Origin of the sequence: Aurantimonas aggregata, from assembly GCF_010500835.1 — a bacterium.
Lineage (GTDB): Bacteria > Pseudomonadota > Alphaproteobacteria > Rhizobiales > Rhizobiaceae > Aurantimonas > Aurantimonas aggregata.
Genome location: NZ_JAAAMJ010000011.1, coordinates 47532 through 73773, shown reverse-complemented (window position 1 = coordinate 73773; position 26242 = coordinate 47532). Strand labels below are relative to the sequence as shown.

At 67.0% G+C, this 26242-nt stretch carries 21 protein-coding genes, 1 tRNA gene and 1 pseudogene; 10 read left to right on the top strand and 13 right to left on the bottom strand.

The genetic code is table 11. The annotated features are described in order from the left end of the window. Nucleotides 1-23 precede the first annotated feature (23 nt). The 3 genes from GTW51_RS14460 to GTW51_RS14450 form a co-directional block, all read right to left on the bottom strand. A complete protein-coding gene (locus GTW51_RS14460; protein WP_163044733.1) occupies nucleotides 24-1337 on the bottom strand; it encodes a TRAP transporter large permease in 1314 nt (437 codons plus the stop codon). Next, on the bottom strand, nucleotides 1334-1882 hold the full coding sequence (locus tag GTW51_RS14455; protein WP_163044732.1) for a TRAP transporter small permease subunit: 549 nt from the start codon (nucleotides 1880-1882) through the stop codon (nucleotides 1334-1336). Before GTW51_RS14455 ends, GTW51_RS14460 begins: the two co-directional genes overlap by 4 nt. Before the next feature lie 232 nt (nucleotides 1883-2114). Continuing rightward, nucleotides 2115-3176 carry a type 2 periplasmic-binding domain-containing protein gene (locus tag GTW51_RS14450; RefSeq protein ID WP_163044731.1) on the bottom strand — a complete coding sequence of 354 codons (1062 nt, stop codon included), beginning with the start codon at nucleotides 3174-3176 and terminating at the stop codon, nucleotides 2115-2117. 380 nt (nucleotides 3177-3556) lie between these two features. Here GTW51_RS14450 and GTW51_RS14445 point away from each other — a divergent pair, with 380 nt between their 5' ends. Then, nucleotides 3557-5698 carry a mechanosensitive ion channel family protein gene (locus tag GTW51_RS14445; RefSeq protein WP_343034020.1) on the top strand — a complete coding sequence of 714 codons (2142 nt, stop codon included), beginning with the start codon at nucleotides 3557-3559 and terminating at the stop codon, nucleotides 5696-5698. 94 nt (nucleotides 5699-5792) lie between these two features. On the opposite strand, the pseudogene GTW51_RS14440 reads toward GTW51_RS14445, so the two are convergent. Further along, a pseudogene (locus GTW51_RS14440) lies at nucleotides 5793-6810 on the bottom strand (zinc-binding alcohol dehydrogenase family protein). Nucleotides 6811-7080: 270 nt separating this feature from the next. On the opposite strand from GTW51_RS14440, the gene GTW51_RS14435 reads away from it, so the two are divergent. From GTW51_RS14435 to GTW51_RS14425, 3 genes are all read left to right on the top strand, one after another. Next, nucleotides 7081-8343, top strand: a complete 1263-nt coding sequence (locus GTW51_RS14435) for an adenylate/guanylate cyclase domain-containing protein (protein ID WP_163044730.1) — start codon at nucleotides 7081-7083, stop codon at nucleotides 8341-8343. An 87-nt stretch (nucleotides 8344-8430) separates the two neighbouring features. Then, entirely contained in the window at nucleotides 8431-9315 is an 885-nt protein-coding gene (locus tag GTW51_RS14430) for an aldose epimerase family protein (RefSeq protein WP_163044729.1), read from the top strand. 227 nt (nucleotides 9316-9542) lie between these two features. Then, nucleotides 9543-9971, top strand: coding sequence for a hypothetical protein (locus GTW51_RS14425; RefSeq protein WP_163044728.1), 429 nt, complete (start codon nucleotides 9543-9545; stop codon nucleotides 9969-9971). A gap of 48 nt (nucleotides 9972-10019) precedes the next feature. Here the strand turns inward: GTW51_RS14425 and GTW51_RS14420 are convergent, their stop codons facing one another. After that, nucleotides 10020-10703: a GntR family transcriptional regulator gene (locus GTW51_RS14420; protein ID WP_163044727.1), complete on the bottom strand. Its 684-nt coding sequence runs from the start codon at nucleotides 10701-10703 to the stop codon at nucleotides 10020-10022. Nucleotides 10704-10911: 208 nt separating this feature from the next. On the opposite strand from GTW51_RS14420, the gene GTW51_RS14415 reads away from it, so the two are divergent. The 5 genes from GTW51_RS14415 to GTW51_RS14395 all read left to right on the top strand — a co-directional run bounded on the left by GTW51_RS14415 (nucleotide 10912) and on the right by GTW51_RS14395 (nucleotide 16039). Further along, on the top strand, nucleotides 10912-12102 hold the full coding sequence (locus GTW51_RS14415; RefSeq protein ID WP_163044726.1) for a CaiB/BaiF CoA transferase family protein: 1191 nt from the start codon (nucleotides 10912-10914) through the stop codon (nucleotides 12100-12102). Between the two features lie 144 nt (nucleotides 12103-12246). Further along, nucleotides 12247-13545 (top strand): TRAP transporter large permease, encoded by a 1299-nt coding sequence (locus GTW51_RS14410; protein ID WP_163044725.1) that lies wholly within the window; start codon nucleotides 12247-12249, stop codon nucleotides 13543-13545. Nucleotides 13546-13567: 22 nt separating this feature from the next. After that, nucleotides 13568-14605 (top strand): TRAP transporter substrate-binding protein, encoded by a 1038-nt coding sequence (locus GTW51_RS14405; RefSeq protein ID WP_163044724.1) that lies wholly within the window; start codon nucleotides 13568-13570, stop codon nucleotides 14603-14605. Nucleotides 14606-14616: 11 nt separating this feature from the next. Then, nucleotides 14617-15123, top strand: coding sequence for a TRAP transporter small permease (locus GTW51_RS14400; RefSeq protein WP_163044723.1), 507 nt, complete (start codon nucleotides 14617-14619; stop codon nucleotides 15121-15123). After that, nucleotides 15116-16039 (top strand): hydroxymethylglutaryl-CoA lyase, encoded by a 924-nt coding sequence (locus GTW51_RS14395; RefSeq protein WP_163044722.1) that lies wholly within the window; start codon nucleotides 15116-15118, stop codon nucleotides 16037-16039. The genes GTW51_RS14400 and GTW51_RS14395 overlap by 8 nt, the downstream gene beginning before the upstream one ends. A 10-nt stretch (nucleotides 16040-16049) precedes the next feature. Here GTW51_RS14395 and GTW51_RS14390 read toward each other — a convergent pair whose 3' ends face one another. The 8 genes from GTW51_RS14390 to GTW51_RS14355 all read right to left on the bottom strand — a co-directional run bounded on the left by GTW51_RS14390 (nucleotide 16050) and on the right by GTW51_RS14355 (nucleotide 25817). Further along, nucleotides 16050-16898: a TIGR01459 family HAD-type hydrolase gene (locus GTW51_RS14390; protein ID WP_163044721.1), complete on the bottom strand. Its 849-nt coding sequence runs from the start codon at nucleotides 16896-16898 to the stop codon at nucleotides 16050-16052. Between the two features lie 178 nt (nucleotides 16899-17076). After that, complete coding sequence (locus GTW51_RS14385; RefSeq protein ID WP_163044720.1) at nucleotides 17077-20547, bottom strand: efflux RND transporter permease subunit; 3471 nt, start codon at nucleotides 20545-20547, stop codon at nucleotides 17077-17079. Next, a complete protein-coding gene (locus GTW51_RS14380) occupies nucleotides 20544-21728 on the bottom strand; it encodes an efflux RND transporter periplasmic adaptor subunit (protein ID WP_246233134.1) in 1185 nt (394 codons plus the stop codon). Before GTW51_RS14380 ends, GTW51_RS14385 begins: the two co-directional genes overlap by 4 nt. A gap of 91 nt (nucleotides 21729-21819) precedes the next feature. Beyond that, nucleotides 21820-22449 carry a TetR/AcrR family transcriptional regulator gene (locus GTW51_RS14375; RefSeq protein ID WP_246233132.1) on the bottom strand — a complete coding sequence of 210 codons (630 nt, stop codon included), beginning with the start codon at nucleotides 22447-22449 and terminating at the stop codon, nucleotides 21820-21822. Nucleotides 22450-22550: 101 nt separating this feature from the next. Continuing rightward, nucleotides 22551-22997 carry a MarR family winged helix-turn-helix transcriptional regulator gene (locus GTW51_RS14370; RefSeq protein ID WP_163044718.1) on the bottom strand — a complete coding sequence of 149 codons (447 nt, stop codon included), beginning with the start codon at nucleotides 22995-22997 and terminating at the stop codon, nucleotides 22551-22553. Nucleotides 22998-23099: 102 nt separating this feature from the next. Continuing rightward, nucleotides 23100-23699, bottom strand: a complete 600-nt coding sequence (locus GTW51_RS14365) for a hypothetical protein (protein ID WP_246233130.1) — start codon at nucleotides 23697-23699, stop codon at nucleotides 23100-23102. Between the two features lie 122 nt (nucleotides 23700-23821). Then, nucleotides 23822-25138 carry a UDP-glucose dehydrogenase family protein gene (locus tag GTW51_RS14360; protein WP_163044717.1) on the bottom strand — a complete coding sequence of 439 codons (1317 nt, stop codon included), beginning with the start codon at nucleotides 25136-25138 and terminating at the stop codon, nucleotides 23822-23824. A 466-nt stretch (nucleotides 25139-25604) separates the two neighbouring features. Beyond that, nucleotides 25605-25817 (bottom strand): cold-shock protein, encoded by a 213-nt coding sequence (locus GTW51_RS14355; protein WP_163044716.1) that lies wholly within the window; start codon nucleotides 25815-25817, stop codon nucleotides 25605-25607. Nucleotides 25818-26108: 291 nt separating this feature from the next. Between GTW51_RS14355 and GTW51_RS14350 the strand changes: the two genes are divergently transcribed. Beyond that, nucleotides 26109-26185, top strand: a tRNA-Pro gene (locus GTW51_RS14350). Nucleotides 26186-26242 lie beyond the last annotated feature (57 nt).

The window sequence follows — 26242 nt, the reverse complement described above, 5'->3', positions numbered from 1 at the left end:
GTCCATGCTGTTGGGTCGGCCGGTTAGCCGTAGATGAAGCGCGGCATCCAGGTGGCCAGGGCGGGGAACAGGATGACGAGCGCCAGGACGATGACCTGGCAGCAGATGAAGGGGATCACGCCCCAATACATCTGGGTCAGCGTGATCTCGGACGGCGCGATGGCACGAAGATAGAAGATCGACGGTGCCATCGGCGGAGTGAGATAGCTCGTCTGCAGCGTCACCAGGAAGATGATCGCGAACCACAGCGGGTCGACGCCGTAAAGGGCGAGGATCGGCACCGCGATCGACATCATGATCAGCACGATCGAGATCAGGTCGAGCGCGAAGCCGAGGACGAAGGTGATCCCCAGCAGCAGCGCCACCACCGACCAGGCTTCCAGCCCAAACGAATCAAGGATGCCCCGCACGGCCATCATGCCGCCGGAGGCGAAGAAAACGCCGGAGAACAGCGAGCCGGCGAGGACGATGGCAAGGATCATCGCGGTCAGCGACACCGTCTGCAGCGAGGCGGCGAGAAGCATCCGAAACGTCAACCGGCGATAGAACAACGCCAGGATAAGCACCCCGAACGAGCCGCACGCTGCCGCTTCCGTCGGTGTCGCAAGGCCTGTGAACAGAGTTCCGAGCACCGTTGCGATCAGGACCATGGGCGGAACCAGCGCCGACAGGGTGAACGACATCTTCTCGGCGAAACTGCGAGGGTCGGGTTCCGTCTCGCCCGGCGCAAGCGACGGTTTCAGCGCGCAGGCGATGAGGATGTAGAGCATGAACATCGTCGACATCAGCATCCCGGGGACGAGGATGCCCGCGAGCAGATCACCGACCGGCAAGGCAGCGATCGGCGCCAGCACGATGACCGGGATCGACGGCGGAATCACCGTGCCGAGCGATCCGCCGCCGCAGACGGTCCCCGAGATCAGCGAATGATTGTACTTGCGCTTGAGCATCGCCGGGATGGCGAGCATGCCGACCAGCGTCTCGGTGGCGCCGACCACTCCCGATGCCGCGGCGAAGATCGTGCACATCAGCAAGGCCGCGATCGCCAGACCGCCCGGCAGTCGGCGTGTCCACATGTAGAGCGCGTCGAAAAGCCGTTCGGCAATGCCAGCGCGCTCCAGGATTGCCCCCATGAAGATGAAGAGCGGGATGGCGCCGAGCACGTAGTTCGTCGCGACCTCGTCCACCCGCTGGGCAAATTGCAGGATCACGATGTCGCCGAAGCGCATGAAGCCGAATCCGAGGGCGACCAGCATCATCGAAAAGGCGATCGGGATGCCGAGGATGATCAGCGCCAGCAGCGCCGGAAACATCCACAGGACGGTTTCGCTGGTCATGCCGCGCCCGCCTTCTCGTCGACCGTTATGTCGCCGGAAAGAGGGGGAAGGGGCCGGCCGAGGATGACCAGCAGCGCCTCGAGGACCTTGCCACCCATCTGCAGGGCGAACAGCCCGAAGCCCAGCGCATAGATGAGCCGGAAGGGCCAGACGAGCGGGTTCCAGGCCGAAAGGCCCGAGCCTTCGCCGGTCCGGTATGTGCGGATGACGCCATCGGCGAGCGTCATGGTCAGCCACACGAGGAGTCCCGTCATCGCCACGAAGGCGATGCAGTCGATCATCCCGACGAGCCGTCGCGGCAGATGGGCGTGGATGAAGTCGACATTGACGTGAGCGTTGTTGCGCAGCGCATAGGACAGGCCGAACAGGAAGATCGTGCCCATCATCATGTAGCTGACTTCGAACGCCCACTGGGTCGGGGCGTCGAAGACGTAGCGGCTGACGACCTCGTAGACCATGGCGAAGACGAGCGGCAGGAGGAGCAGGGCGGCGATCCTGCCGGACCAGAGCGAGACGGCCTGGATGCCGCGGATGAGGGCGGTCATGGGTGCCTCTTTGGGGCAAGAGGCAGGCGGGCTGAGCGGAGCCGGCCGCTGGTCGTGGCTGCGTGCAAGGGGGTTACTCGACGATGGGGATCAAAGGAGCCTGACGCGACGGGCACGCGGTCAAGCGCGAGGCGCTTGAGAAAACGGGGACCGAACACTCGTCTGTCGTGCGGGAGTGACGCGAATGCCGGACGGGTGCCGCAAGACACCCGTCCGGACCATCGCTGCGAGACTACCGGGCGCCCGGTGCGAAGCGGAACTCCGCCAGACCGGAAATCGAGTCGAGGAATGCGGCCTGGTCTTCGTAGACCCGCTTGAACCACTCATTGTCGCCGGACTGCTCCACGGCCCATTCGCGGGAGGCTTCGCCGACCGCCTTCACCAGGCTGTCGTCGACCTGCACCATTTCGGCGGGCGAGTCCTTCTTCATCGCCTCGTAGGCGGCGATGTCCATCTTGGCGTAGCCCAGATAGGATTCGAGCATGGCGAGCTTTCCGGCCATTTCCAGGAGCCCCTGGTCCTTCTCCGGAATGCGCTCCCAGGCGGCCTTGTTGTAGATGCAGTCGTGGACTGCGGCGCGGGAATGGACCCCCGGCATCATCATGTACGGCGCGATCTTGTCGAAGCCTTCCTGCATGTTGCCGCCCGGGCCACCCCATTCGATGGCGTCGACGACCTGCCGCTCGAGCGCGGAGAAGACTTCCGAGCCCGGCAGGATGACGGTCGAAACGCCGAGCTTCGGCGCGATTTCGGCCCATGCCGACGAGGTGCGCAGTTTCAGACCCTGCAGGTCCTCGACCGTGCGGACGGCCTTGTGCGCATGCATGAAGATCTCGGTCTCCGTCACGCCGCAAGGGATCGCCACCACGTCGAAGACGTCGTCGCGCCATTCCTTCCAGAGCGTCAGGCCGTTCCCGTTATAGAGCCACATCATGTACTCTTCCGGGTTCGGGCCGCCGGGCCAGCCCGCGAACATCGCGCTGGTACGATCGACCGACCAGTCGTAGCCGCCCCAGGCGTGGCCCATGTCGGCGATGCCCATCTGCACCGACTCGGTGACCTTGAGTGCGGGTCCGAGCGCGCCGGCCGGGAAGACGTTGATCTTGACGCGTCCGTCGGTCATCTGATCGACGATCTCGGCGTATTTCTTCGCCCCGATTTCCAGCCAGTGCCCACCGGCCCACGGGGTTGCCATGTTGAGCTCGACGGTCTCCTGGGCGGCCGCGGCGAGCGGCGAAAGGCCGATCGCAAGAGAGACGAGCGCTGCGCCGGTGGTGGTTCTCAAAGACTGCATGGAAACTTCCTTGTCGCGGTGAAGAGGCTGACGACGAGCGCGCGTCCGGCGCTGCAAGCAGGTGACGCTGGCAAGGCATCCGGGCGTGCGCGGTGGATTGGTGACCGAGGTCCAACCCATGGTTCCGGCCGCTTCGGAGGCGTCTGGCAGGCACTTACTAACATGGAAGTAAGTGAAGCGGAGCGTTCGGGAGCTGTCAATTGCCTAAATGATCGTCATGCACTTTTTATCGTCATAGACCCTGCCGGGGGATCGCTTGCTCTGCCCTCGGCGCGCAGGGTCCGCGTCGTGCTTGATCAGACCTGACCGAAGGCATCCCTTGCCGAGCGCCGAAGCCAGCCGTAATCTGGATCACTTCCCTCGTCGCGGAGGCCACGGCAGTGACGGTCCTGACGCCGATCATGCAAGGCGGGTTCTGCCGGGCCTTTCTGGTCTTGCTTTGGGTCCTTGTCGGAACGTCCTCCCCCTCCTCACAGCAGGCCCCGGCACCCGCCGCGCAGACCACGAGCGTCGCGCCGCAGAAGGTCGAGCAGCTGCTGCAGCTTCTCGACGATCCGGACGTACGCGGCTGGCTGGAGGCGAGGAATCTGCCGGCAGCTGAGCCGGAGGATGACTCGATCGCCACCGTCATCGGCGAGTGGGAGGCGCTGTATCGCGCCCGCCTTGCCGATCTGATCGCCGCGATCCCGCGGATCCCGGCTGAATTCGAGCGCGCCGCCGCCGTCGTTGCGCGCGACGTCAATGCCGGCAACCCCGGCAGGGGCCTTGCCATTCTCGCGCTCCTGATCGGCTTCGGATACGCGGCGGAACGGCTCGTCGGGCGCCTTGTTCGTCGCCGTGCAACGCCGACCGGCGGAGCGGTCCTCGATCAAACCCGACTGACCGTCGGGTTCGTGTCGCAATTTGTCCCGCTCGTCGTCTTCGGCGTGGCCAGCACCGGTCTTTTCCTCGCGTTGGACTGGCCACCGCTGTTGCGGAAGATGGTGCTGACCTATCTCGTCGCGGTCATCCTGATTCGCCTCGTGATCGTTTCCCTGCGAGTCCTGCTGGCGCCCGATCCAGTAGCCGGGCCCGGCTTGAGCACGGAGGTCCGTCGCGTGCCGCGCATCCTGCCGGTCAGTGCTGCTTCGGCGGGCTTCTGGAAACGCCGTCTGACGCTTGGTGCCGGTTACGGGCTGCTGGTCTGGGGGACCCTCAGCGTCATGCCGGCGCTGGGCTTCACCACCGATGTTGTCAGACTGGCGGCCCTTGCGTGGGGCCTCGGCCTGCTGGGCATCGCCGTCGAGACCGTCTGGCGTCGGCCGGATGCCGATCCCCTTCATGGCACCAGCCGGAACTGGCTGCTGACCCTCTACCTGGTCGGCCTCTGGCTGCTGTGGGCCGTCGGCATGTTCGGCGCCTTGTGGATCGGCCTCTACGCGCTGGTCCTGCCGCGGCTCATCGCCAATGCCGGCCATGCCGCCCAGACGGTGGCCGCGCGCAGGGGCGAGGCGACGCTGACCCAGGCGCTGACCAACGTCCTGATCGTGCGCGGCATCAGGGCGCTGGTCATTGCCCTGGCGGTCGGCTGGCTTGCCTCGGTCTGGCGCTTCAGCCCGATCATGTCGGCTCCGAACGACGTGCTGCAGCGCCTGGCGATCGGCATTCTACACGGCATCATCATCCTGCTCGTCGCCGACCTTCTCTGGAACCTCGCCAAGGTGTTCATCGCCCGCAAGCTCGATGCCGCTGCCAGCGAGGACGACGACGATCCCGAAGCAGCCGTGCACCGGGCGCGGGTGCGCACCCTGCTGCCGATCTTCCGCAACACGCTGGCGACCTTCATCCTGGTCGTCGCCATCCTGACGATCCTGTCGGGAATGGGCATCGCAATCGGACCGCTGATCGCTGGCGCCGGTATCTTCGGCGTGGCGATCGGCCTTGGTTCGCAGACCGTCGTCAAGGATTTCCTCGCCGGCATCTTCTACATGCTCGACGATGCGTTCCGCGTCGGCGAGTACATCCAGAGCGGCGGCTACAAGGGCAAGGTGGAGTCGTTCAGCCTGCGCTCGGTGCGGCTCCGGCACCATCGCGGCCCGGTCTACACCGTGCCCTTCGGCGACCTCGGCGCGATCCAGAACATGAGCCGCGACTGGGTGATCGACAAGATGGTGATTAACGTCACCTACGATTCAGACATCGACCTCGCCCGCAGGATCATCAAGAAGATCGGGCTGGAACTCGCCGACGATCCGGAGTTTGCGCCGAGCATCATCGAGCCGCTGAAGATGCAGGGGGTCGACAGTTTCGGCGACTACGCGGTGGTGCTGCGGATGAAGATGATGACCAAGCCGGGCGAGCAGTTCGTCATCAAGCGCAAGGCGCTCCTGATGATCAAGAAGGCCTTCGCCGAGAACGGCATCAAGATCGCCGTTTCCACCGTGCAGGTATCGGGCGGCAATGACGACGAGAACGCGGCGGCAGCAAGCGACTTGGTTCGCCGGCGTAACGCCGCCACCGAACCGGCCGCCAACACGGCCTGATTGAAGCGACGTCCGCCCGGCGGGTCCTTTGCTCTCCCCGCGGGCTCGGACCGGGACCGCAGGGAGATGGTTTCGAGCCTTGTGCCCGGGCTGGCTATTCCCCGCCTTCCAGGACGATCTTGCCCTTGGCGCGGCCGCTCTCGATCAGCCGGTGCGCCGCGCGCAGATTGGCGGCGTCGATGGGAGAGAGCCGCTCGGCGAGTGTCGTGCGCAGCACCTTGGCGTCGATCAGACGGGCGGTCTCGTTGAGGATGGTGCCCTGGCGCGCCATGTCCGCCGTCTCGTACATCGAGCGGGTGAACATGAACTCCCAGTGCAGGGACACGCTCTTCTGCTTGAGCAGCGACACGTCGAGCGTCGCCGGATCGTCGATCAAGGCGAACCGGCCCTGCGGTGCGATCAGCCGGGCGATCTCGGCGAGATGCCGGTCGGTCTGGGTGGTCGAGAAGACGAAGGCCGGACTGCCGATGCCGAGCGCTTCGATCTCGGCCGCCAGTGGCTTGCTGTGGTCGATGACGTGATGTGCGCCGAGCGCGAGGCACCATTCGCGTGTCTCCGGACGGGAGGCGGTGGCGATGACGGTGAGGTCGGTCTGCGTCCGTGCCAGCTGGATGGCGATCGAGCCGACACCGCCGGCGCCGCCGACGATCAGGATCGCCGGGACCGCACCGTTCACCGGGCGGGCGACGTCCAGCCCGGTCGAACAGCGCCTCCCAGGCAGTCAGCGCCGTCAGTGGCAGCGCCGCGACTTCCGCGTCGTTGAGCGAAGCGGGCTTCATGCCGACGATCCGCTCGTCGACGAGGTGATACTCGGCGTTGGTGCCGGGCCGCTGCAGGGCGCCGGCGTAGTAGACCGCATCGCCCGGCTGGAACAGCGTCACCGCCGACCCGACGGCCTCGACGATACCTGCGGCGTCCCATCCGAGCACCTTCGACTGGCCCGTTTCCGGCTGCGCCCGCATGCGCACCTTGGTGTCGACCGGATTGACCGAGACCGCCCGCACCGCGACGAGCAGGTCGTGCGGGCCGGGATCGGGACGCGGCAGGTCGAGATCGAGCAGCGCGCGCTCGTCGGTGATCGGAAGGGATTGCTGGTAGCCGATGGCACGCATCGAAAGACTCCTGGCTTGCGGGTGGGCCGGAGATACGCCGATCGGCCTCCAGGGCAAGAACGCCGGTGGCTCACGTCATCGCTACTGGATGACGGGCCCAGGCTCGGGCGGGCGGATTCCCGTCATCAAACGTTCATGTTATCGCTCGACTCGCTACTGCACCATATTGCTCGCAAGCCGTTCTCGCACCCGCCAGCCAAAAGAGCTGTCGCGGCGGCGAGGGCGTGTCGGGGCAGGCGCAATCATGCCGGATGACGATGGGAAGCCGTAATGGACACGGAACGCATGGCACCTTCATTGCGCGAACCCGGCCAGTGGCCGCTGCACCGGACGCGAATTCTCGACTGGCTGATGCTCGGCACCCGCGACGAGCGTTTCGCGGACAGGATTTTCCTGCAGTTGTGCGACCGGTTGCGGGCCGCCGGGATCCCGATCGTGCGCGCCACCCTGCAGTTCCGCATCCAGCATCCGCAATGGCTGGGCGCACGGATCCTCTGGCGCAACGGCATGGCGGAAGCCGAGATCCTGACCTATGAGCACGGCGCAATGGAAAGCCCGGAATATCTCGACAGCCCCGTCGCCGAGGTCCATCGCGGGGCGCCGGAGGTTCGCCGCCAGTTGACCCTGCCGCCCGAGGCCGGCGAGTATTCGCTGTTCGCGCAGTTGCGGGCGGAGGGCCTGACCGACTACGTCGCCTGGCCGCTGGAGCACACGCTCGGCCGCCGCCACGTCATCACCTTCGCCACCGACGTGCCGGGAGGGCTGACGGCCGAGGACGTTGCCTTCCTTCAGGATCTGCTGCCGGCCTTTTCTTTGGTCAGCGAAATCCGGCTGAAGAACCGCCTCGCGCGCACGCTGCTGGAAACCTATGTCGGACCGCACGCGAGCGACGAGATCCTCGCCGGCGCGATCACCCGGGGCGCCGGCCGCAGCGTATCGGCGGCGATCATGGTCTGCGACCTGCGCGACTTCACCGGCATTTCCGAACTCTGGCCGCGCGACGACGTCATCGACCTCCTCAACGAGTATTTCGACGCGATCTGCGAGCCGGTCGAACGCCGCGGTGGCGAGATCCTGAAATTCGTCGGTGATGGCCTGCTGGCGATCTTTCCGCTGGACCGGCCGACCGCCTGCGACGACCTGATCCAGGCCGTCGGCGAGGCGCGGGAATCGATGCGGATCCTCAACGCCGAGCACCACCGCCACGGTCGCGCGGTGCTGCGTTACGGCGTCGGCATCCATGCGGGAGAAGTGATGTACGGCAATATCGGCTCGCGCGGGCGGCTGGACTTCACCGTCATCGGACCGGCCGTCAACGCCGCGGCGCGCCTCGAGAACCTGACCAAGACGGTCAAGCGACCCGTCCTCCTGTCGAAGGCTTTCGCCGAGATCGCCAACAACCCCACGGCCTTCGAAAGCATCGGCGCGTATCCGCTGCGCGGCTTCGGCGAGGAGATGGAGGTCTTCGGCCTTGTCGGCGACCCCGCCGTCGCGTCGACGGAAGAGCTGCCATTGGTCGGCGCCGCCGAGTAGAGAAGGCCGCGCGGACCGGTCGGTCGGGCTTTGCCTGGACGCTCGCTCCGATCTCGACCGGCAACGGAACGCAAGAGGGAGCAGACAGTGAGCGAGACGCACGAGATGACGGCGGGCGGCATCAGCGCCGTGATCAGCGACCATGGCGCCGAACTCGTCAGCCTCCGGGACGCTGCCGGCGAAGAATTGCTGTGGCAGGCAGGTCCCGAATGGCCGCGCCATGCGCCGGTGCTGTTTCCGATCGTCGGCAGGCTCGCCGGCGACACGCTACGCCATGACGGACGCGCGTACCCGATCGGCCAGCACGGCTTTGCCCGCGATCGCCGCTTCGCCTGGATCGAACGCTCGGCGGCGCGCGCGGTACTCCGGCTCGAGGCCGATGCCGAGACGCGGCAGATGTTTCCCTTTCCGTTCGTGCTGGATGTTACGTTCGCCATCACTGCCGACACGCTGACGGTCACCAGCACCGTCAACAATCCCGGCGAAGACGCGCTCCCGTGCGGCGTCGGTGCCCATCCGGGGTTTCGCTGGCCGCTGGCCGACGGCGTCGCCAGGACCGACCATGTGATCGTGTTCGAGGCCCCGGAAACAGGGGGCGCGCTTGCCGTCGAGGGCGGCCTTCTGGGGGAGGCGAAGCCGCTCCCCTTCGATGGTCGGACGCTACCCCTGACGGAAGCGCTGTTCGAGCGGGACGCGCTGGTGATGCCCGGCGTCGCCAGCCGCAGCGTCCGCTTCGTGGCGCAGGCCGAAGACGGCAGCGTCGTCCGGGCGCTGACGATTGCCTGGGACGGCTACACTGATCTCGGCATCTGGTCGAAGCCGGGCGGCGCGCCGTTCCTGTGCATCGAGCCATGGTTTTCCATGGCCAGCCCGGTCGGCTGGGACGGCGAGTTCCGGGACAAGCCGGGCATCCTGATCCTGGCGCCAGGCGAAAACCGCGATTTCGCGTGGAGCGTGCAGATCGGCTGGTAGGGAAGCGGCCTGTCCGGCAACGACCTTTCGCCGCTGGGGGACGCCTGGTTCGCGCTTGTGCAAGCGATCGCGCTCCGATGCTTTGTCGCGAAGACTCCCGGGGATGACGGGCCTTGACGGGTCGGTCGCTGGACTCCCCTCGCGGCAGGTGATTAGGCTGGTGCCGCACTTCTCCGCCGGGCGACGGCGAACGGGCGACTGCCAGTCATTCGCCAGAGGAGACCCACATGAAAAATCTGCTAGCCGCCATGCTCGTGACGTTCGCCGTCGCAGCCCCCTTCGGCACGGCCACCGCGCAGGACGCGACTGCGTTGCCGGATCTCAAGGGCAACTGGGTCGGCACCAGCGAGACGATCCTTCTCGGCAGCGCGGCGCATCATGAAGACGGCGAGGCGGCGCCGCGTCTCAGCGAAATGGAGTTCACGATGGCGGTCGAAGGCCAGGACGGACGCCGTTTCTGGGGCACCTTCTCCTCGGCGAAGAGCAGCGAGACCTTCATGGGCGTCATCGGGTTCGACGGCAAATCGATCGTCGCACGGGATACGGACGGCCATATCGACGGCGCTCTGGCCGACGACGACACGATGGAACTGATCTATTCCCATACCGGCGATTCGACCGTCGTCGCTGCCACGACCTTCAAGCGGCAGAACTGACGCGTCCCTGCGCCGTCCGGCTACCGGTCGGCGCAGATAGAGGCTTCGTTACGGACCCGCTGCCGCGGCCCGCTTCTCGCTCATGATCTGCGTGAGCGCGTTGCGGGTGCCGAGAAGGTGGCCACGCATGATCGTCGCCGCCCACTCGACGTCGCGTGAGCCGATCGCCTCGATCAGGTTGCGGTGTTCGGTGAAGCTGCGCGCCACGTCCTGCCGGCCCAGATTGCCGTAGGTGTGGACCAAAAAGCCGATCTCCATCAGCCGTGTCGTCGACCCCGTCAGCGTGCGATTGCCGCTGGCTTCCAGGATGACGGTGTGGAAATCGCGGTTTAATGTCGACAGCCCCTCGACGTCGCCATTGCCGGCGATCCGGTCCATCTCGTCCTGCAGCCGCTTCAGCGTGTCGACATCCTCGTCGCGCCGGCGTGTCGCGGCCAGCCCGGCCGCGTGGCTCTCCAGCAGCGAGCGCACCTCGTAGATCTCGGCCACTTCCGCCAGCGTCCGGCGTTTCACCACGGCGCCGACCCGCGGGATCATGTCGACGAAGCCGTCGCTCTCCAGCTTCTGCAGCGCCGCGCGGACCGGTGTCCGGCTGACGCCGTAGCGCTCCGCCAGCATCTCCTCGGTCAGCCGTGCCTCGCCCGAGTGACCGCCGGCGAGAATGGCTTCCCGAACGCTGTCGTAGACGCGGTCGACCGTCCGTTCCTTCGCGTTCCGACGCCGTTCCGTCATGCACGTCCCCATAGGCCCGACATTAGTTATTGGATACATTGCACTGCAATATGTCCCCCTCAAATGCCGATATCCGACGTCAGTTTGACAAATTGGATACAATGCGTCTAGCCTCGATGTGACGATGCCAGTTCGGTGTCGTCCGCGCCGGGAGGGCGCGACTGCAAGGCGAGGGCGCGTCGGCGCCGTCGGGGGAGGATGAGCCGGCATGAGGCCACTCGAGGGCATACGCGTGCTTGAAATGGGCCAGCTGATCGCCGGTCCGTTCTGCGGCCAGCTGCTTGCCGATTTCGGGGCCGAAGTCGTCAAGATCGAGCCGCCGCAGGGCGGCGATTCGATGCGCCAGTGGGGCCGCACCGACGCTGACGGCAACCCGCTCTGGTGGCCGGTCATCGCCCGTAACAAGAAATCGCTCACCCTCGACCTGCGCAAGCCCGCCGCCCAGTCGATCGTCCGGGAACTTGCCTCTAGCACCGACATCATCGTCGAGAATTTTCGCGTCGGTCGGATGGAGGAATGGGGCCTTGGCTACGAGGACCTGCGGGCGATCAATCCCCGCCTGATCATGGTCCGGGTCACCGGCTTCGGCCAGACCGGACCCTATGCGGAACGGGCAGGCTTTGCCGCCGTCTGCGAGGCGATGGGCGGGCTGCGCTATCTCGGCGGTTATCCCGACCGGCCGCCGGTCCGCGTCGGCCTGTCGATTGGCGACACGCTGGCCGGCCAGAGCGGTTTCCAGGGAGCGCTGCTGGCGCTCCAGCACCGCCACAGTACCGGCGAAGGGCAGATGGTCGACGCCTCGATCTACGAGGCGGTGCTGTCGGTCATGGAAAGCGTTGTCACCGAATATGACCGCGGCGGCCATGTGCGCGAGCGCTCCGGCAGCTTCCTGCCGGGGATCGCGCCGTCCAATGCCTATCCGACCGCCGACGGCGACATGATCATCATCGGCGCCAATCAGGACAGCCTGTTCCGGCGACTGGCGGCGCTGATGGGCCAGCCCGAGCTCGCCGACGACGAGCGCTTCGCCAACCACCAGGCGCGCGGCCGCAACCAGGCCGAGATCGACCGGCTCGTCGGTGCGTGGACGGCGACCAAGACCGCGGCGTGGCTGGTTGAGGCGCTCGCTGCGGCCGGCGTGCCGGCGGGACTGACCTACCGCGCCCGCGACATGCTGAACGACCCGCATTTCCAGGCGCGCGAGTCGATCGTGCGCGTCGACGACGAGCGGCTCGGCCCGACGGCCATGCAGAACGTCTTTCCGCGCCTCTCCGCTTCCCCGGGCGAGGTCCGTCACACGGGGCCGCTGCTGGGCGAGCATACCGATGCCGTCCTGCGTGAATGGCTCGACTATGATGACAACCGGATCGCCGGACTTCACGGCGACGGCATCATATGACGGGCGGCAGCGCGCGGCACGAAACGGGTTCGGGAGGATCGACGTGAGCAGGCAGAAGCACAAGCGGCGCAGCAGGCCGGCATCGGCCCCCCGTGACCTGCCCGACATGGCTGGCTGCGCGACGGTCGGGCAGGAGACCCTGCGATGATCGAACCGGTCATCGTCGTCGTCATCCTGCTCGCGCTAATCGCGATCGGCGCCCCGATCTTCCTGGCGCTCGGGGCCGCGGGACTCACTGGGCTCTACATGGCCCGCGGCTCGATGGCGTTCTTCTTCGGCCCGACCTCGCTGTTCGGCCAGCTCAACAGCTTCGAATTGCTGGCCCTGCCGCTCTTCGTGCTGATGGGAAATCTCCTGGCGGCCACGCCGGTCGGCAAGAACCTGTTCCATGCGGCCGTGGTCTGGCTGCAATGGCTCCGCGGCGGCCTCGCCATCGCGACGGTCGGCGCCTCGACGGTCTTCGGCGCGGTCAGCGGTGTCTCGATTGCCGGTGTCGCCGCGGTCGGCTCGATTGCCATTCCGGAGATGCTGCAGCGCGGCTACAGCCGCAGTCTGGCGGCCGGCAGCGTCGTCAGCTCTGGCGCCCTGGCCATGCTGATCCCGCCGAGCGTCCCGCTGATCATCTACGGCGCCGTCTCCAACGTCTCCGTCGCCGACCTCTTCATCGGCGGCATCGTGCCGGGCCTGGCGCTCGCCTTCGCCCTCTGCGTCTACATCTACATCCGCGCCCTGCTCCATCCGGAGGAGGCGCCGTTGCAGGCCGTCGTCGACTACAGCTGGGGCGACCGCTTTCGCGCCATCGGCGGCATCTGGCACGCCCTGATCCTGATCGCCGTGGTGCTCGGCACGATCTATTCCGGCTTCGCCACGCCAAGCGAGGCGGCGGCCTTCGGAGCGCTCGGTGCCTTCGTCATCGCCGCCGTGATCTTCCGCAGCCTCGACGGCAAGGGCCTGCTCAAGGTGCTCGGGTCGAGTGTCCGGATCTCCGGCGCCATCCTGCTGATCATGGGCTGCGCGCGGATCTTCGGCGACTATCTCAACCTGGTCCGGGTGCCCGACGCGATCTCGGGCCTCCTGGTCGGCACCGACCTGCCGCCCGAACTGATCCTCTTGCTGATCATGCTGGTGCTGGTCGGGCTCGGCATGCTGGTCGACGCGGTATCGCTCATCGTGGTGACGACGCCGATCCTTCTGCCGCTGATCACCGCGCTCGGCTACGACCCGCTCTGGTTCGGCATCATCCTGGTGATGAACCTCGAGATCGCGGTGATCACCCCGCCGGTCGGTCTCAATCTCTACACGCTGCGGGCGGTCGCGCCGGTGCTGAAGATCGAGGAGATCATCCGCAGCGTCGTGCCCTTTGTCGGGGTGCAGTTCGTGATGCTGATGATCTTCGTGCTGTTCCCGGCCCTGACGCTCTGGCTGCCCAATCTGCTCAGGTAACAATCAAGAGGAGGAAACCACCATGACCATCGACAGACGCACCTTTCTGACCGCCACCGGCGCCCTCGCGGCCGGCTCGGCCCTTGGCCTTTCCATGCGCTCGGCCGCGGCGCAGGAGACGCTGACCGGCGTCACCTACCTGCCGCCGTCCTACGCCGACCTCGCTTATGGCTCGCAGGGCTTCGTCGACTTCGTCAACGAGAACCATGCCGACGCCGTCGCGATCGACTTCTACGATTCCGGTCGGCTCCTGTCGGCCGACGAACAGTTGCCGGCGCTGCGCTCCGGCAATATCGACTTCATGTTCCACACCACGTCCTACATCACCCGGTCGCTGCCGATCCTCGGCATCACCGGCCTGCCGGGTGTCGTCGGCCCGCTGTTCGAGAACCCCGACCGGATGAAGCGCGGCACGCCGCTGTTCCAGCTGGTCGAGGAGGAGCTGAAGAAGAACGGCCTGACGGTGCTGTCGCTCGGCGGCGGCCTGCTGGAGCCCGAGTACATCTGGAGCACCGATGCCTCGCCGGTGCGCAACCTCGATGACATTCGCGGCAAGCGGATCCGCGTCGTGTCCTTCGAGGCCACCAAGGCGGTCGAGGATTTCGGCGGCGGCGCTGTGCGGATCCCGTCCTCGGAGCTCTATCTCGCGCTGCAGCGCGGCACGATCGACGCGGCCGTCGCGAACATCTCGACGATCAACGGCCGCAGCATCCAGGAACAGGCCAAGCACGTCTACCGCCTGCCGGTCACGGCGTTCTCGATCGGCATCTTCGTCCAGACCGATCGCTGGGAAGCACTCGACGAGCCTGTCCGCAACGCCTTCCTCGCCGGCGCCGAGTGGTTCGACGAGAACAGCGCGCGTGCCGCCAATGTCGACTATTTCGAGAAGCAGTATTGGCCGGCCTTCGTCGAGCAGGGCATCGAGGTGATCGACCCGACCGAGGAAGAACTGGCGCGCTTCGCCGAGGTCAGCGCCAATGTCCGCACCAGCTGGATCAACGAGGTCGGCACCGAGGTCGGCGAGCGGGCGATCGCCCTCGCGATGGGCCAGGACGCCTAGGAGGCAACACTATGCTCGCCGTACCGATCCGGATCGTCGACCAGTTCTCGCGGTTCCTGCAGATCATCGGGCAGGTCATCCTCGCCTCGATGGTCCTGACGATCACCTATGACGCGACGATGCGCTACGCCTTCGCCGCGCCGACGTCATGGAGCCTCGAGGTCAACGGCTTCCTGCTCGTCTACGTGGCGATCATGACCGCTGCCGACGTGGAGCGGCGCGGCGAGCATATCGGCATCACCTTCCTCACCGAGGGGGTGGGCGATGGCGCCCGAAGGGTTCTGGCGGTTGTCGTCGGCCTGACGGGCGCCGCCTTCTGCGGGATTCTCACCTGGCGCGGCTACCTGATGGCGCACGACGCCTGGAGCTATGGCGAGCGCGTGTCGAGCGCGTTCGGCACGCCGATGTGGATCCCCTACGCCATGCTGCCCATCGGTTTCGGGGCGCTAGGCCTCCAGTTCATCTTCAACATGTTCCGGGAGAAGCCGGTCGGCGTCGGCGGTGCCGATCATGTCTGAGGCCGTGGCGCCGCCGTCCGTCGAGATCGTCGAGGTCGCGCCGCGCGACGGCTTCCAGTCGATCGCCGAGCCCTTGCCGACGGCGGAGAAGATCGCCGTCATCGAGGGGTTGCTCGACGCCGGCATCACCCGGATGGAACTCGGCTCCTTCGTCAGCCCGAAGGCGATTCCCCAAATGGCCGACATGGCCGAGATCGCGGCACATTTCCGCGGCCACGCCGGGGCAAGGCTCTCGGTTCTGGTGCCCAATGCCAAAGGCGCGGAACTCGCGCTCCAGCATGGCTACCCCGAGATCGTCTTCGTCGTTTCGGTCTCCGAGGCGCACAATCTCAACAATGTCCGCCAGACCGTGGCGCAATCGCTCGATCAGTTGCGGGCGATCGTCGCGGCGACCGCCGGTACCGAGGGGCTTCGCCTCAGGGTGGATCTCGGCACCAGCTTCGACTGTCCATTCATCGGCACGGTGCCGATGGACGATGTCGCGCGCGTCTTCCGCGCGGCGCTCGCCATCGCACCGTCCGCGGAGTTCGCGCTGTGCGACACGACCGGTCGGGCCGATCCGCTCACGGTGCGCAAGCGCTTTGCTGCCGTGATGGCCGACTCGCCCGAAACGTCATGGGCGTTCCACGGCCACGACACGTTCGGCATGGGCGTCGCCAACGCGCTCTATGCTTACGAGGCAGGCGTGCGGGTCATCGAGGGAGCCGCCGCCGGGCTCGGCGGCTGTCCCTTTGCGCCGGGTGCCACCGGCAACACCGCCACCGAGGATCTCGACTTCGCCTTTGCCGAAGGCGGTATCCGCACCGGCATCGACCGGGCGAAGCTGCTCGCCGTCGCGGACCGGATCGCGGCGCTGCCCGGCGGCAAGACCGGCGGCCATCTGCGCGCCGTACCGCGCCCCCGGGCGGTGGCCTAGCCGGAGACCGTCACCAGCGCAGGGCCGGCAGGATGTGGTCGACGGTCACGCCGGCCGCCGCGAGCCGTCCGTCGATCGCAGCTTCCTCGACATCGGCGAGGATACCGGTGCGCACCAGCGCCCGGGCCGCGCCGAAGCCGGCGGCGCCGGCAATGTCGTGGTCGATACTGTCACCGATGCAGAGGATCCGCCGCTTCTCGACGCCCGGTATCAGCGCAAGGGCGGCTTCGTAGATCTCCGGATGCGGCTTGCCGACGAAGGTGACCGGCCCGCCGAGCTCGGCATAAAGGTCTGCGATCGCCCCGGCAGACGGCACCAGGCCCGATGGCGTCAGCATGTGCCGGTCCGGATTGGTGCAGATGCAGGCGACGCCCCGTTCGGCGGCGGGACGCATCATCGCCTCGTAATCTGACATCGGGATCGTGTCGGCCTGGCTGCCGGCGATGACCACGAGGTCGGCGTCCGCTCCGCTATTCGTCCGCACGCAGCCGAGCCGGTCGGAGAGGTTGTAGTCGTCGAGGCTGGAGATCGTCAGGCATCGTATGCGCCGATCCTTCGGCAGCGGAAACACGCCATCCTCGCACAGCTGGATCGCGACGTCCCCCGAGGTGACGCAGGCGAGATAGGTCTCGCGCGAAACGCCGAGCCGCGCCAGCCGCGCCTCGTTGAACGCCGCCGGCCGACCCGAATTGGTGACGAAGACGACGGGCTTGCCCATCGCCGCAAAGGCCGACACCGCCTCGGCGGCGCCATCGTAGGCGCGCATGCCGTCGTGGACGACGCCGAACTGGTCGAGAAAGAACGCGTCGTAGTCGTCGGCGATGGCGCGGAGGCCCTCGGCCTCTGTCGTGCGTGTCATCTCTGCCCTTCGTTGCCCCGGGCAGAAGCTGCCGCGTCGCGTGCCATTGCCGGCAGGGCGACGGTAACCGACAGCGGCGGCGGAGGCGAGACACGGCCGCTGTCAAATAAACTTGTCGCCCCGCTTAGTCGTTCTTGACGTTCCGGTAGCGAGCTCCCGGTTCTGGCCGGCGCCCGCGCTATTCGGCCGCCGGCTGGAGCCGGTCGTCGCGGTCTGGCTTGGCGCGCTGCGGAAACTCGGTGACGCGCTGCCAGCTGGGCCCGAAGAGATCCGGTTCCGCGGGGCGCGCCGGATTGGCCACTGCCTCGTTGCCGTGGGCCGCGTCCTCGTCGGCCCTGTTGGGCTTCAGGAGCCGCGAGAACAGCCGCCCGACCAGATGGCTGAGGTCGTCCATCAGTGTGTAGACCGAGGGGATGAAGACCAGCGAAAGCACGGTTGACACCAGGAGACCGCCGATCACGGCGATCGCCATCGGCGCGCGGAATTCGCCGCCTTCGCCGGTCGCCATCGCCGCCGGCACCATGCCGGCCGCCATGGCCAGCGTGGTCATGATGATCGGCCGCGCCCGCTTGCGGCCGGCATCGATGATCGCCTCCGTCTGGCTCACGCCGTGCTTTTCCTGCTCGACGGCGAAGTCCACCAGCATGATCGAGTTCTTGGTGACGATGCCCATCAGCATCAGGATGCCGATCACCACCGGCATCGAGATCGCCGTATGGGTCAGCAGCAGCGCGCCGACGACGCCGCCCACCGACAGCGGCAGCGAGGCAAGGATGGTGATCGGCAGGAAGAAGCTGCCGAACAGCAGGATCAGCACGACCAGCACCATCATGATGCCGGCGCCCATCGCCGAGGCGAAGCCGGCGAAGACCTCGGCCTGGATTTCCGCGTCGCCGACTTCCTGGATCCGCACGCCCGGCGGCATGTCCGTGACCGCCGGCAGGGCCATGATGACCTCGCTGCCCTGGCCGATCTCGTAGCCCGGCATCATCGAGGTGCCGACCTTGACCAGACGGTCGCGGTCGTAGCGGTCGATCGTCGACGGGCCCTGGCCGAAGCTGATGTCGGCGACGCTCTCGAGCGGCACCGAGGCGCCGCTGCCGGTGGTCACACGCAGGCTGCGGATGGTCGACAGATCCTCACGCGCATCCTCGCGCAGTTGCACCCGGATCGGCACCTGCCGCGTGCCGACATTGAACTTGGCAAGATTCGCCCCGACGTCGCCGATCGTCGCGACGCGGACCGTCTCCGAGATGGTCTCCGGCGCGATGGCAAGGTCCGCCGCCTCGTCGAGGCGGGGGCGGATGCGGATTTCCGGCCGGGCGAAGGAGGCCATGGCCGAGGGGTTGGCGAAGATCGGCTCGCGCCGCATCTGGCTTTCGAGTTCCGCCGCCACCGCCGCCACCTTCGCGCCGTCGGCGCCGAGGATGCCGACCGACAATTCCCGCTCGCCGCGGTCGTTGACGTAGAACGAGCGGATGTCGGGGATCGCCGCCAGCCTGTCGGCGATGACCGGCTCGAGGTCGCCCTGGCTGCGGGTGCGCTCGAACTTGCGGGTCAGGTTGATCGTCAGCGCCGCCCGCCGCACTTCCAGCGTGCCGGTGGGACTGGATCCGCCGATGACGAGGACGCTGCGCACTTCCGGCAGTTCGCGAATGCTCGCCACCGCCTTGTCCGTCACGGCAAGGGTCGTTTCCAGCGTCGAGCCGGGCGGCAGTTCCAGCGAAACCACGATCCGCGAGGCATCTTCCTTCGGGATGAAGCCCGTCGGCAGGTATTTCACGCTGTCGATGGCCAGCGCGAACAGCGCGATGCCGGCGGCAAGGGTGATCCAGCGCCAGCGCACGGTCGCCCGCAGGAAGCCGGTATAGGCCCGCATCAGCACGCCGTCATGCTGCTCCGCCGGATGTGGCATGCCGATATAGGCGAACAGGATCGCCAGCACGACGGCGCCGCCCATGATCGCGAGCGAGAGATCGGCCGCCTGGTCGAAGGACACCGCCGGCAGCATGGCCGCAAAGCCAGCGACAGTGGCGAAGGCCGGGTTTTCGGCAGCGGCACCCGGCAGCGCGGCCAGCGCGAACAGGAGCCCGATGGCGATGCCCGCGAGCGGCGCGGCCACAAGCAGGTTGCGGCGGAGCATCCGGCCAAAGCTCGGGCCGGTCGTCGCGTGCGGATGGAAGAAATATGCTGCCAGCATGGGCGTGATCAGCCGCGCCACCAGCAGCGAGAAGAACACCGCCACCGCCACCGTCAGGCCGAACTGCTTGAAATACTGGCCGGCGACGCCGCCCATGAAGCTCACCGGCGCGAACACCGCGATGATCGTCATGGTGATGGCGATGACGGCAAGGCCGATCTCGTCGGCGGCTTCCATGGCGGCTTTGTAGGGCGGCTTGCCCATCGCCATGTGGCGTTCGATGTTCTCGATCTCGACGATTGCGTCGTCGACGAGAATGCCGGTCACCAGCGTGATGGCGAGCAGGCTGACGAGGTTGAGCGAGAACCCCATCAGGTCCATCGCCCAGAAGGTCGGAATCGCCGCCAGCGGCAGGGTGATCGCCGCGACGGCCGTCGCCCGCCAGTCGCGCAGGAACAGCAGCACCACGATGACCGCGAGCAGCGCGCCTTCGGCCAGCGTCTCCATCGCCGATTCGAAATTGCCGTAGGTGTAGGTGACGCTGTCGTCGATCTTGGTGAACTGCACGTCCGGATTGGCCGCGGCGAGCTGGTCCACCTTGGCGGCGGCGAGATCCGCGACGGTCGTGTCGCTGGCGCCCTTCGAGCGATAGATCGAGAACGCGACCACCGGCTGGCCGTCCAGCCGTGCGAAGGAGCGCGGGTCCTCCCACGAATCGACGACCTCGCCGAGTTCGCTCAGCCGCACCTGGCGGCTGCCCGGCAGCGAGATCTTCGCGGTACCGAGGCCGAGGACCGTGTCGGCCGAGGAGAGCGTGCGGATCGCCTGTTCCTGGCCGCCGAACTCGCCCCTGCCGCCGGAGAGGTCGACATTGGTGGCGCGCAGCTGCCGGTTGACGTCCGCCGCGGTGATGCCGAGCGCCGCCAGCCGGTCGGGATCGAGGCGCACCTGGATCTCGCGCTCGACGCCGCCCATGCGCTCCACCCGGCCGACGCCGTTCAGCCCCTGCAAGGCCCGGATCACGACGTCGTCGACGAACCAGGAGAGCTGTTCCGGCGTCTTGCCGGGGGAGGAGGCGGCGTAGGTGACGATTGACTGGTTCTCGACCTCGATGCGCTGGACGATCGGCTCCTCGATGGTGCGCGGCAGGTCCGAGCGGATCTTGGCGATGGCGTCCTTGACGTCGTTGGTGGCCCGATCGACGTCGATCTCCAGCCGGAACTCGGCCGCCGTGATCGACGAGCCGTCGGTGATCGTCGAGGTCACGTGCTTGAGGCCCGAGATGCCGGCGATGGCGTCCTCGACCTTCTTGGTGACCTGCGTTTCGAGCTCCGAGGGCGCCGCGCCGGATTCGGTGATCGTCACCGAGATCACCGGCACGTCGATATTCGGGAAGCGGGTGATTGGCAGCGTCATGAAGCTGACGATGCCGAGCGCGATCAGCACGACGAACAGGAGGATCGGCGGGACCGGATTGCGGATCGCCCAGGCGGAGAAGTTCCAGTTCATCCCTGCACCTCTGCCGATTGCATCTCCGTCGGGGTGACTCGGTCGCCGTCGCGCACGAAGGTGCCTGCCAGCGCCACCACCGCTTCGCCCTCCGCCAGCCCGTCGAGGATTTCCACCTCGCTGCCGGTGTTGATGCCGATCCGGATCGGCCGGCTCTCGATCGTGCCGTCGCGCACCACCTGGACGACCGACTCGTCCCCGTCGGTGACGACGGCGGTGTTCGGCAGGACGATGCCTTGGCTGCGGGCGATCTCGATGGCGCCGCGGGCGAAGCTGCCGCTGCGCAGAAGGTCCGAGGGCGGCAGCGCGATGCGGACCCGGCCAAGCCGGGTGGCCGCGTCGACCAGCGGCGAGACCAGCCGCACCGTCCCCTCGATCGTGTCGCGGTCGCCGGGCAGCGTCACCGTCACGGTCTGGCCCTTGGCCAGCGAATTCAGCACCGATTCGGTGACTTCCGCGTCCAGTTCGATGAGATTGTCGCGGGCGATCTCGAACAGGCCACCACCGGATGCCGAGGCGATGGCACCGAGCCGCGCCGATCGCGACAGCACGAGGCCAGCTGTCGGCGCAGTGATCACCGCCTTGGATTTTTTCAGCTCCAGCTGCCGCCGCTCGGCCTGCGTCATCGCCTTGTCGGCTTCGGCGACCGAGACGCCCTGATAGGCGCTGGCAAGCCGCGAGGCGGTCGCCGCCGCGGCGGAGATGCGTTGGTCGAGCACGTCGCGGCCGACAATGCCCTTGTCGGCCAGCGGCCGGGTTCGGGCCAGCGCGGCGTCGGCCTCGACCTTGGCCGACTCCGCCTCGGCGATCTGGCTCTGCGCCTGTGCCAGCGCGGCGTCGGCGCGGGCAACCTGCGAATCGTTGCGGGCGAGATCGGTCTCGATCATGTCGGTCTCGAGCCGCGCCAGCACCGCGCCGGCGTCGACGGTGTCGCCTTCGTCGGCGAGCAGTTCGTCGATGCGCAGCCCGTCCACTTCGGCCCCCACGACGACCGTCTCGCGCGGCACCAGCGTGCCGGTGACCACCACGGTCGCGACGATCTCGCGCGCCGTCGCCTCGACGACCGAGACGCTCGGCGGCTGGGGTGCCGTGGCGGGCGCATCGCTTTCCTGCGCGGCGCCGGGCGTCGCGGCGATGATCGCCGCGAGCATCAGCAGCAGAACCGGGGGGCGGAAGGACATGGTGGCCTCACTGGCGGGGCATCCCGCGAAATCAAAGGGTCTCGAAACTGCCGGATGCGCCGGCGCGGCATGCTTCGGAGAGACAGGCCCGTCAGGGCGCGCCCAGCAGTCCCTTGATGACCCGCCGCAGATACGGCTCGATCGTCTCGATGTCGGCGTCGTCCTCGATCTGCAGGCGCATGACCAGGCCGTCGCCGATGGCGAACAGCACGGTCAGAACGACGTCGATATCGATGCCAGGATCGATCTCGCCGTCCTCCTGCGCGCGCAGCAGCGCAGCGTGGAAAGCCCGTCGCACCTCGGCCTCGATCTCGTGGAAGCGCTGGCCGAGCGCCGTGTTGCGGATGCTCTCGGACCAGATCTCGACCATCAGCCCGCCGGTGTCGGGATCGAGAGTCTGGCGCAGATATTCCATGCCGACGGCGGTGATCCGGTCAACGAGGCTGCCCTCGCCGTGCAGCGCCGCGACGCAGGCGGCCGCGTCGATCCGCTCCTCCTCGGCGATCGCCTCGATGATTGCTTCCTTGGATGGATAATACCGATAGAGGGCCCCGGGGCTCATCTGCGCCTCGGCGCAGATCTGCTGCATCGACGCGCCATGAAAGCCCGATCGCGCAAAGCACGTCCGCGCCGCCGCCAGGACATGCATCCGGCGCTGGTCGTGGGCTGTCGGTAGGGTCGCCGCCGAGGCGTACGAATCGACGGGCAGGCTGCTGTTCATCGAGGCTTGCCCATGAAGCGAGAGCGAATGATCGTTCTCATACCGTATCGCGCTGCACGCGTCCATCCCCTGGTCAGCGTCCCGCCGTTGATCCCGAGAGATCAGGACAACGCGCGCAGGTCCGCCCGCAGCTGTGCCGGGTCGGTATCTGGCAGGAGGCGGTCTATCGCTTCGTGCGTCTTGCGCCACACGGGCAGGGCCGCCGCCAGCGTGTCCTGGCCAGCCGCCGTCAGTCGCAGGCGCCGACTGCGCTTGTCTTCCGGATCCCGCACGGCTTCCACCAGACCGCGCCGTTCGAGCGGCTTCAGATTGGCGGTCAGCGTCGTTCGGTCCATGCCGAGCAGCGGCGCAATGTCGCTGATGCGCGGCGGTGACGGCCGGTTGAGCGACATCAGCAGCGAGAACTGGCCGCTGGTGATGCCGTGCGGACGCAACGCCTCGTCGAAACGACGGGCGAGGGCCCGGGCGGCCCGTTGCATATGCAGGCAAAGGCAATGGTCGCGGACTTCGATGGTGACGGAAAGCGGCAGGTCTTCACGCATGTTCATGCACAAAATATGTTGACGTCAACTAAAATGTCAACGGACGGGCGCTCTGTCATTCTGCCGCAGCGGGCGGAAGGGCCGCCCGAAAGCGTCCGCGTCCGCCCGTCACTGCGGCGCGGGTGCGTCTTCTGCGAGCGCGGGATTGCGCATGTAACCGGGGCCGACGGTCAGCGGCTGGTCGGGCACGACGTCGTCGGCCATTTGCGACCGGACCGTGAGTTCATCCTCGAACAGAACTGCATTGTCGCCGTTCTGGATCAGCCGGACCGTCACCGTGTACGGCCGGTCCTTCTGGACGCCCCGCACCGGTGGTGTCCGCAGCGAGTAGCGCTTCGTCCGCGGGTTCAGCCGTTCGCTGACGCGAATCGGCGGGCCGCCGGCCGGATCCTCGAACGTGGCCTCCAGCAGCGACAGGTTGCGTACCGGCTTCTGGACCTCTGCCGTGAAGCCGTAGAACACCTCGGCGACACGGTAATTGAAGATGAAGCCGGCGCCGGCGATCTTCAGATAGGGCTTGTCGCCGATCGGCTCGCGCAGGACAAAGCCGATGGCGAGGAGAACGGCAAGCACGCCGAAGGCGCCGATGACGACCCGGGTCATCCCGGCCGGCCGGTTTCGACGCCGGCGGGCGCTGGCGCCGGGCGATGCTGGCCCGTCGCCGTTCACGCCTGGCCGGCGCTGCCCGCTGATCTGCGCTGGGTTCATGCCACGGCCCCGTTTCCGATTGCCCTGCATGTCGCAAGGTAACCAGCAAATCGGGCCGATTGGCAAGCCGCCTTCGCGCCCGCCGGGTAACGGTAGGTCGCCCCGCTCAGGTCTCGCCGGGATCAGGCGTCGATCGGCTTGCGCCCGACGCCGACATAGCGGAAGCCGTGCCGCTCGACCTCCTCCGCCGGATACACGTTGCGCAGGTCGACGAGCAGCGGCTGGGCCATCCGCCCACGCAGCCGCGCAAAATCGAGGGCGCGGAATTCGTCCCATTCGGTGACGAGAACCAGCGCGTCGGCGCCGTCAGCAATCTCGTAGGGGTCCTTGCCGAAGACGACGCCGCTGGTCATTTCCCGCGCCGCCTCGGCGCCTTCCGGATCGTAGGCGCGGATCGTCGCGCCCTTGTCCTGCAGCGCCTGGATGATGGCGAGGGAAGGGGCCTCGCGCATGTCGTCGGTATTGGGCTTGAAGGTCAGGCCGAGAATGGCGAGCGTCTTGCCGCGCACGTCGCCGCCGCAGGCCGCGACCACCTTGCGCGCCATGGCGCGCTTGCGGGTGTCGTTGACGGCGACCGTCGTCTCGACGAGCCGCATCGGGCTGTCGTGATCCTGCGCGGTCTTGACCAGCGCCACCGTGTCCTTGGGAAAGCACGAGCCGCCATAGCCGGGACCGGCATGCAGGAACTTGTCGCCGATGCGCCGGTCGAGACCGATCCCCTTGGCGACCTTCTGGACGTCGGCGCCGACCTGCTCGCAGAGATCGGCGATCTCGTTGATGAAGGTGATCTTCATCGCCAGGAACGCGTTGCCGGCATATTTGATCAGTTCGGAGGTCCGGCGCTCGCAGAAGAACAGCGGCGACTGGTTGAGATAGAGCGGGCGATAGACCTCGCGCATGACCTTCTCGGCGCGCGGGTCTTCCGTGCCAATGACGATGCGGTCGGGCCGCTTGAAGTCGGCGATCGCCGCCCCCTCGCGGAGGAATTCGGGGTTCGACACCACGGCGAAATCGGCGTCCGGGTTCTCCTCGCGGATGATGCGTTCGACCTCGTCGCCGGTGCCGACCGGCACGGTGGACTTGGTCACGACCACGGTGAAACCCTGCATGGCACGGGCGATCTCGCGCGCAGCGGCATGGACGTAGCTGAGGTCGGCATGGCCGTCGCCGCGCCGCGACGGCGTTCCGACGGCGATGAAGACGACATCGGCTTCGGCGACGGGGCCGGTGAAATCGGTGGTGAAGCGCAGCCGGCCCGCCGCGAGGTTCGACTGGACCATCGGGCCGAGCCCCGGCTCGAAGATCGGGATCTCGCCTCGTTCCAGCGACTCGATCTTGGTGGCGATCTTGTCGATGCAGATGACCTCATGGCCGAAATCGGCGAAGCAGGCCCCGGAGACGAGGCCGACATAGCCCGAACCGATCATTACCAGACGCATGAAAGTCCCAACGATCCTGTGCCGCCCGCCGAATCGGCCCATCGGGCGGCGATGCCAATCTGTCGGCCATAGCGATGGCCTGTTGCACTCTCGTGTCGCTTCGCAATTCAGCGGCGCCGACACGAACCGGGGAGATGATCGCGGCGAGCAGCTGGTGGCGGCGTGGCCATGGGATAGGAAACTATTCGGGAAACCCGCGGTCAACACGCGCCGGTGCGTGGACTGGTCGCGAGAGGCCAGGCGGGTCGCACGAGGGGGGCAGCGCCATGTCGGCCCTTCCAACCCCGGAACATTTCGGACCCCAGACAGCAAAAAGCCCCGCGTCCCGAGAGGGAGCAGGGCCTTACCAGGCGGACCACCCTTGGGTGATCACGCGCTACGCATCATGCATCAGACCGCCAGTACATCCGTGGTCGATCCAGTGCCGATGCGGCAGGCTCGCGGCTTTTCAGCCGCGCGCCAAACTTTAAGAGACGATCGACAGATTGTCGGCAGACATCTTGCCGCTCTTGCGGTCGGAGACGAGCTCGTAGGAGACCTTCTGGCCATCCTTCAATCCGCTCAGACCAGCGCGCTCAACGGCGCTGATGTGGACGAAGGCATCATTGCCGCCGGAATCCGGCGCGATGAAACCAAAGCCCTTTTGGGAGTCAAACCATTTTACGGTTCCCGTCGTCATGGGAAACCCTTTCATATATAATTCAGGCCGCTTCGCATTCGTCGCGGAGCGTTGTAGATCGATCTGTCAGGAGCGAATACTTGAACAAGGCGCTGCGAACAGCACAAGGCCAACCAGTCCGGCCGTCTATCGACCTTCTCTATATGCACGCCGCCGCCGGCGATTACAAGGATAATCGGCAGGCAACCGGAAATTCTCCGTCGCCGCCGCCATTCGGGGCGGTCCCGACGAGATTTGACGAAGTCGCTTGCGGCATCCCTGTGGCCCGGTTATATACCGCGCCGCAGGTCACGGAGTGTAGCGCAGCCTGGTAGCGCACCTCGTTCGGGACGAGGGGGTCGCAGGTTCGAATCCTGCCACTCCGACCAGCAACTTCCCGAGACGCTCTCTTTCTCCATTATTCGCCCAGACGTCGAGCGGCTCAA

What these genes read in the sequence shown, in the direction of transcription:
- GTW51_RS14375 (WP_246233132.1), bottom strand. Translation starts at nt 22,449, where the DNA reads ATGAACAGCAGCCTGCCCGTCGATTCGTACGCCTCGGCGGCGACCCTA.
- GTW51_RS14370 (WP_163044718.1), bottom strand. Translation starts at nt 22,997, where the DNA reads ATGAACATGCGTGAAGACCTGCCGCTTTCCGTCACCATCGAAGTCCGC.
- GTW51_RS14385 (WP_163044720.1), bottom strand. Translation starts at nt 20,547, where the DNA reads ATGAACTGGAACTTCTCCGCCTGGGCGATCCGCAATCCGGTCCCGCCG.
- GTW51_RS14365 (WP_246233130.1), bottom strand. Translation starts at nt 23,699, where the DNA reads ATGAACCCAGCGCAGATCAGCGGGCAGCGCCGGCCAGGCGTGAACGGC.
- GTW51_RS14400 (WP_163044723.1), top strand. Translation starts at nt 14,617, where the DNA reads ATGCTCGCCGTACCGATCCGGATCGTCGACCAGTTCTCGCGGTTCCTG.
- GTW51_RS14450 (WP_163044731.1), bottom strand. Translation starts at nt 3,176, where the DNA reads ATGCAGTCTTTGAGAACCACCACCGGCGCAGCGCTCGTCTCTCTTGCG.
- GTW51_RS14455 (WP_163044732.1), bottom strand. Translation starts at nt 1,882, where the DNA reads ATGACCGCCCTCATCCGCGGCATCCAGGCCGTCTCGCTCTGGTCCGGC.
- GTW51_RS14415 (WP_163044726.1), top strand. Translation starts at nt 10,912, where the DNA reads ATGAGGCCACTCGAGGGCATACGCGTGCTTGAAATGGGCCAGCTGATC.
- GTW51_RS14395 (WP_163044722.1), top strand. Translation starts at nt 15,116, where the DNA reads ATGTCTGAGGCCGTGGCGCCGCCGTCCGTCGAGATCGTCGAGGTCGCG.
- GTW51_RS14420 (WP_163044727.1), bottom strand. Translation starts at nt 10,703, where the DNA reads ATGACGGAACGGCGTCGGAACGCGAAGGAACGGACGGTCGACCGCGTC.
- GTW51_RS14410 (WP_163044725.1), top strand. Translation starts at nt 12,247, where the DNA reads ATGATCGAACCGGTCATCGTCGTCGTCATCCTGCTCGCGCTAATCGCG.
- GTW51_RS14355 (WP_163044716.1), bottom strand. Translation starts at nt 25,817, where the DNA reads ATGACGACGGGAACCGTAAAATGGTTTGACTCCCAAAAGGGCTTTGGT.
- GTW51_RS14380 (WP_246233134.1), bottom strand. Translation starts at nt 21,728, where the DNA reads ATGTCCTTCCGCCCCCCGGTTCTGCTGCTGATGCTCGCGGCGATCATC.
- GTW51_RS14390 (WP_163044721.1), bottom strand. Translation starts at nt 16,898, where the DNA reads ATGACACGCACGACAGAGGCCGAGGGCCTCCGCGCCATCGCCGACGAC.
- GTW51_RS14360 (WP_163044717.1), bottom strand. Translation starts at nt 25,138, where the DNA reads ATGCGTCTGGTAATGATCGGTTCGGGCTATGTCGGCCTCGTCTCCGGG.
- GTW51_RS14460 (WP_163044733.1), bottom strand. Translation starts at nt 1,337, where the DNA reads ATGACCAGCGAAACCGTCCTGTGGATGTTTCCGGCGCTGCTGGCGCTG.
- GTW51_RS14435 (WP_163044730.1), top strand. Translation starts at nt 7,081, where the DNA reads ATGGACACGGAACGCATGGCACCTTCATTGCGCGAACCCGGCCAGTGG.
- GTW51_RS14425 (WP_163044728.1), top strand. Translation starts at nt 9,543, where the DNA reads ATGAAAAATCTGCTAGCCGCCATGCTCGTGACGTTCGCCGTCGCAGCC.
- GTW51_RS14405 (WP_163044724.1), top strand. Translation starts at nt 13,568, where the DNA reads ATGACCATCGACAGACGCACCTTTCTGACCGCCACCGGCGCCCTCGCG.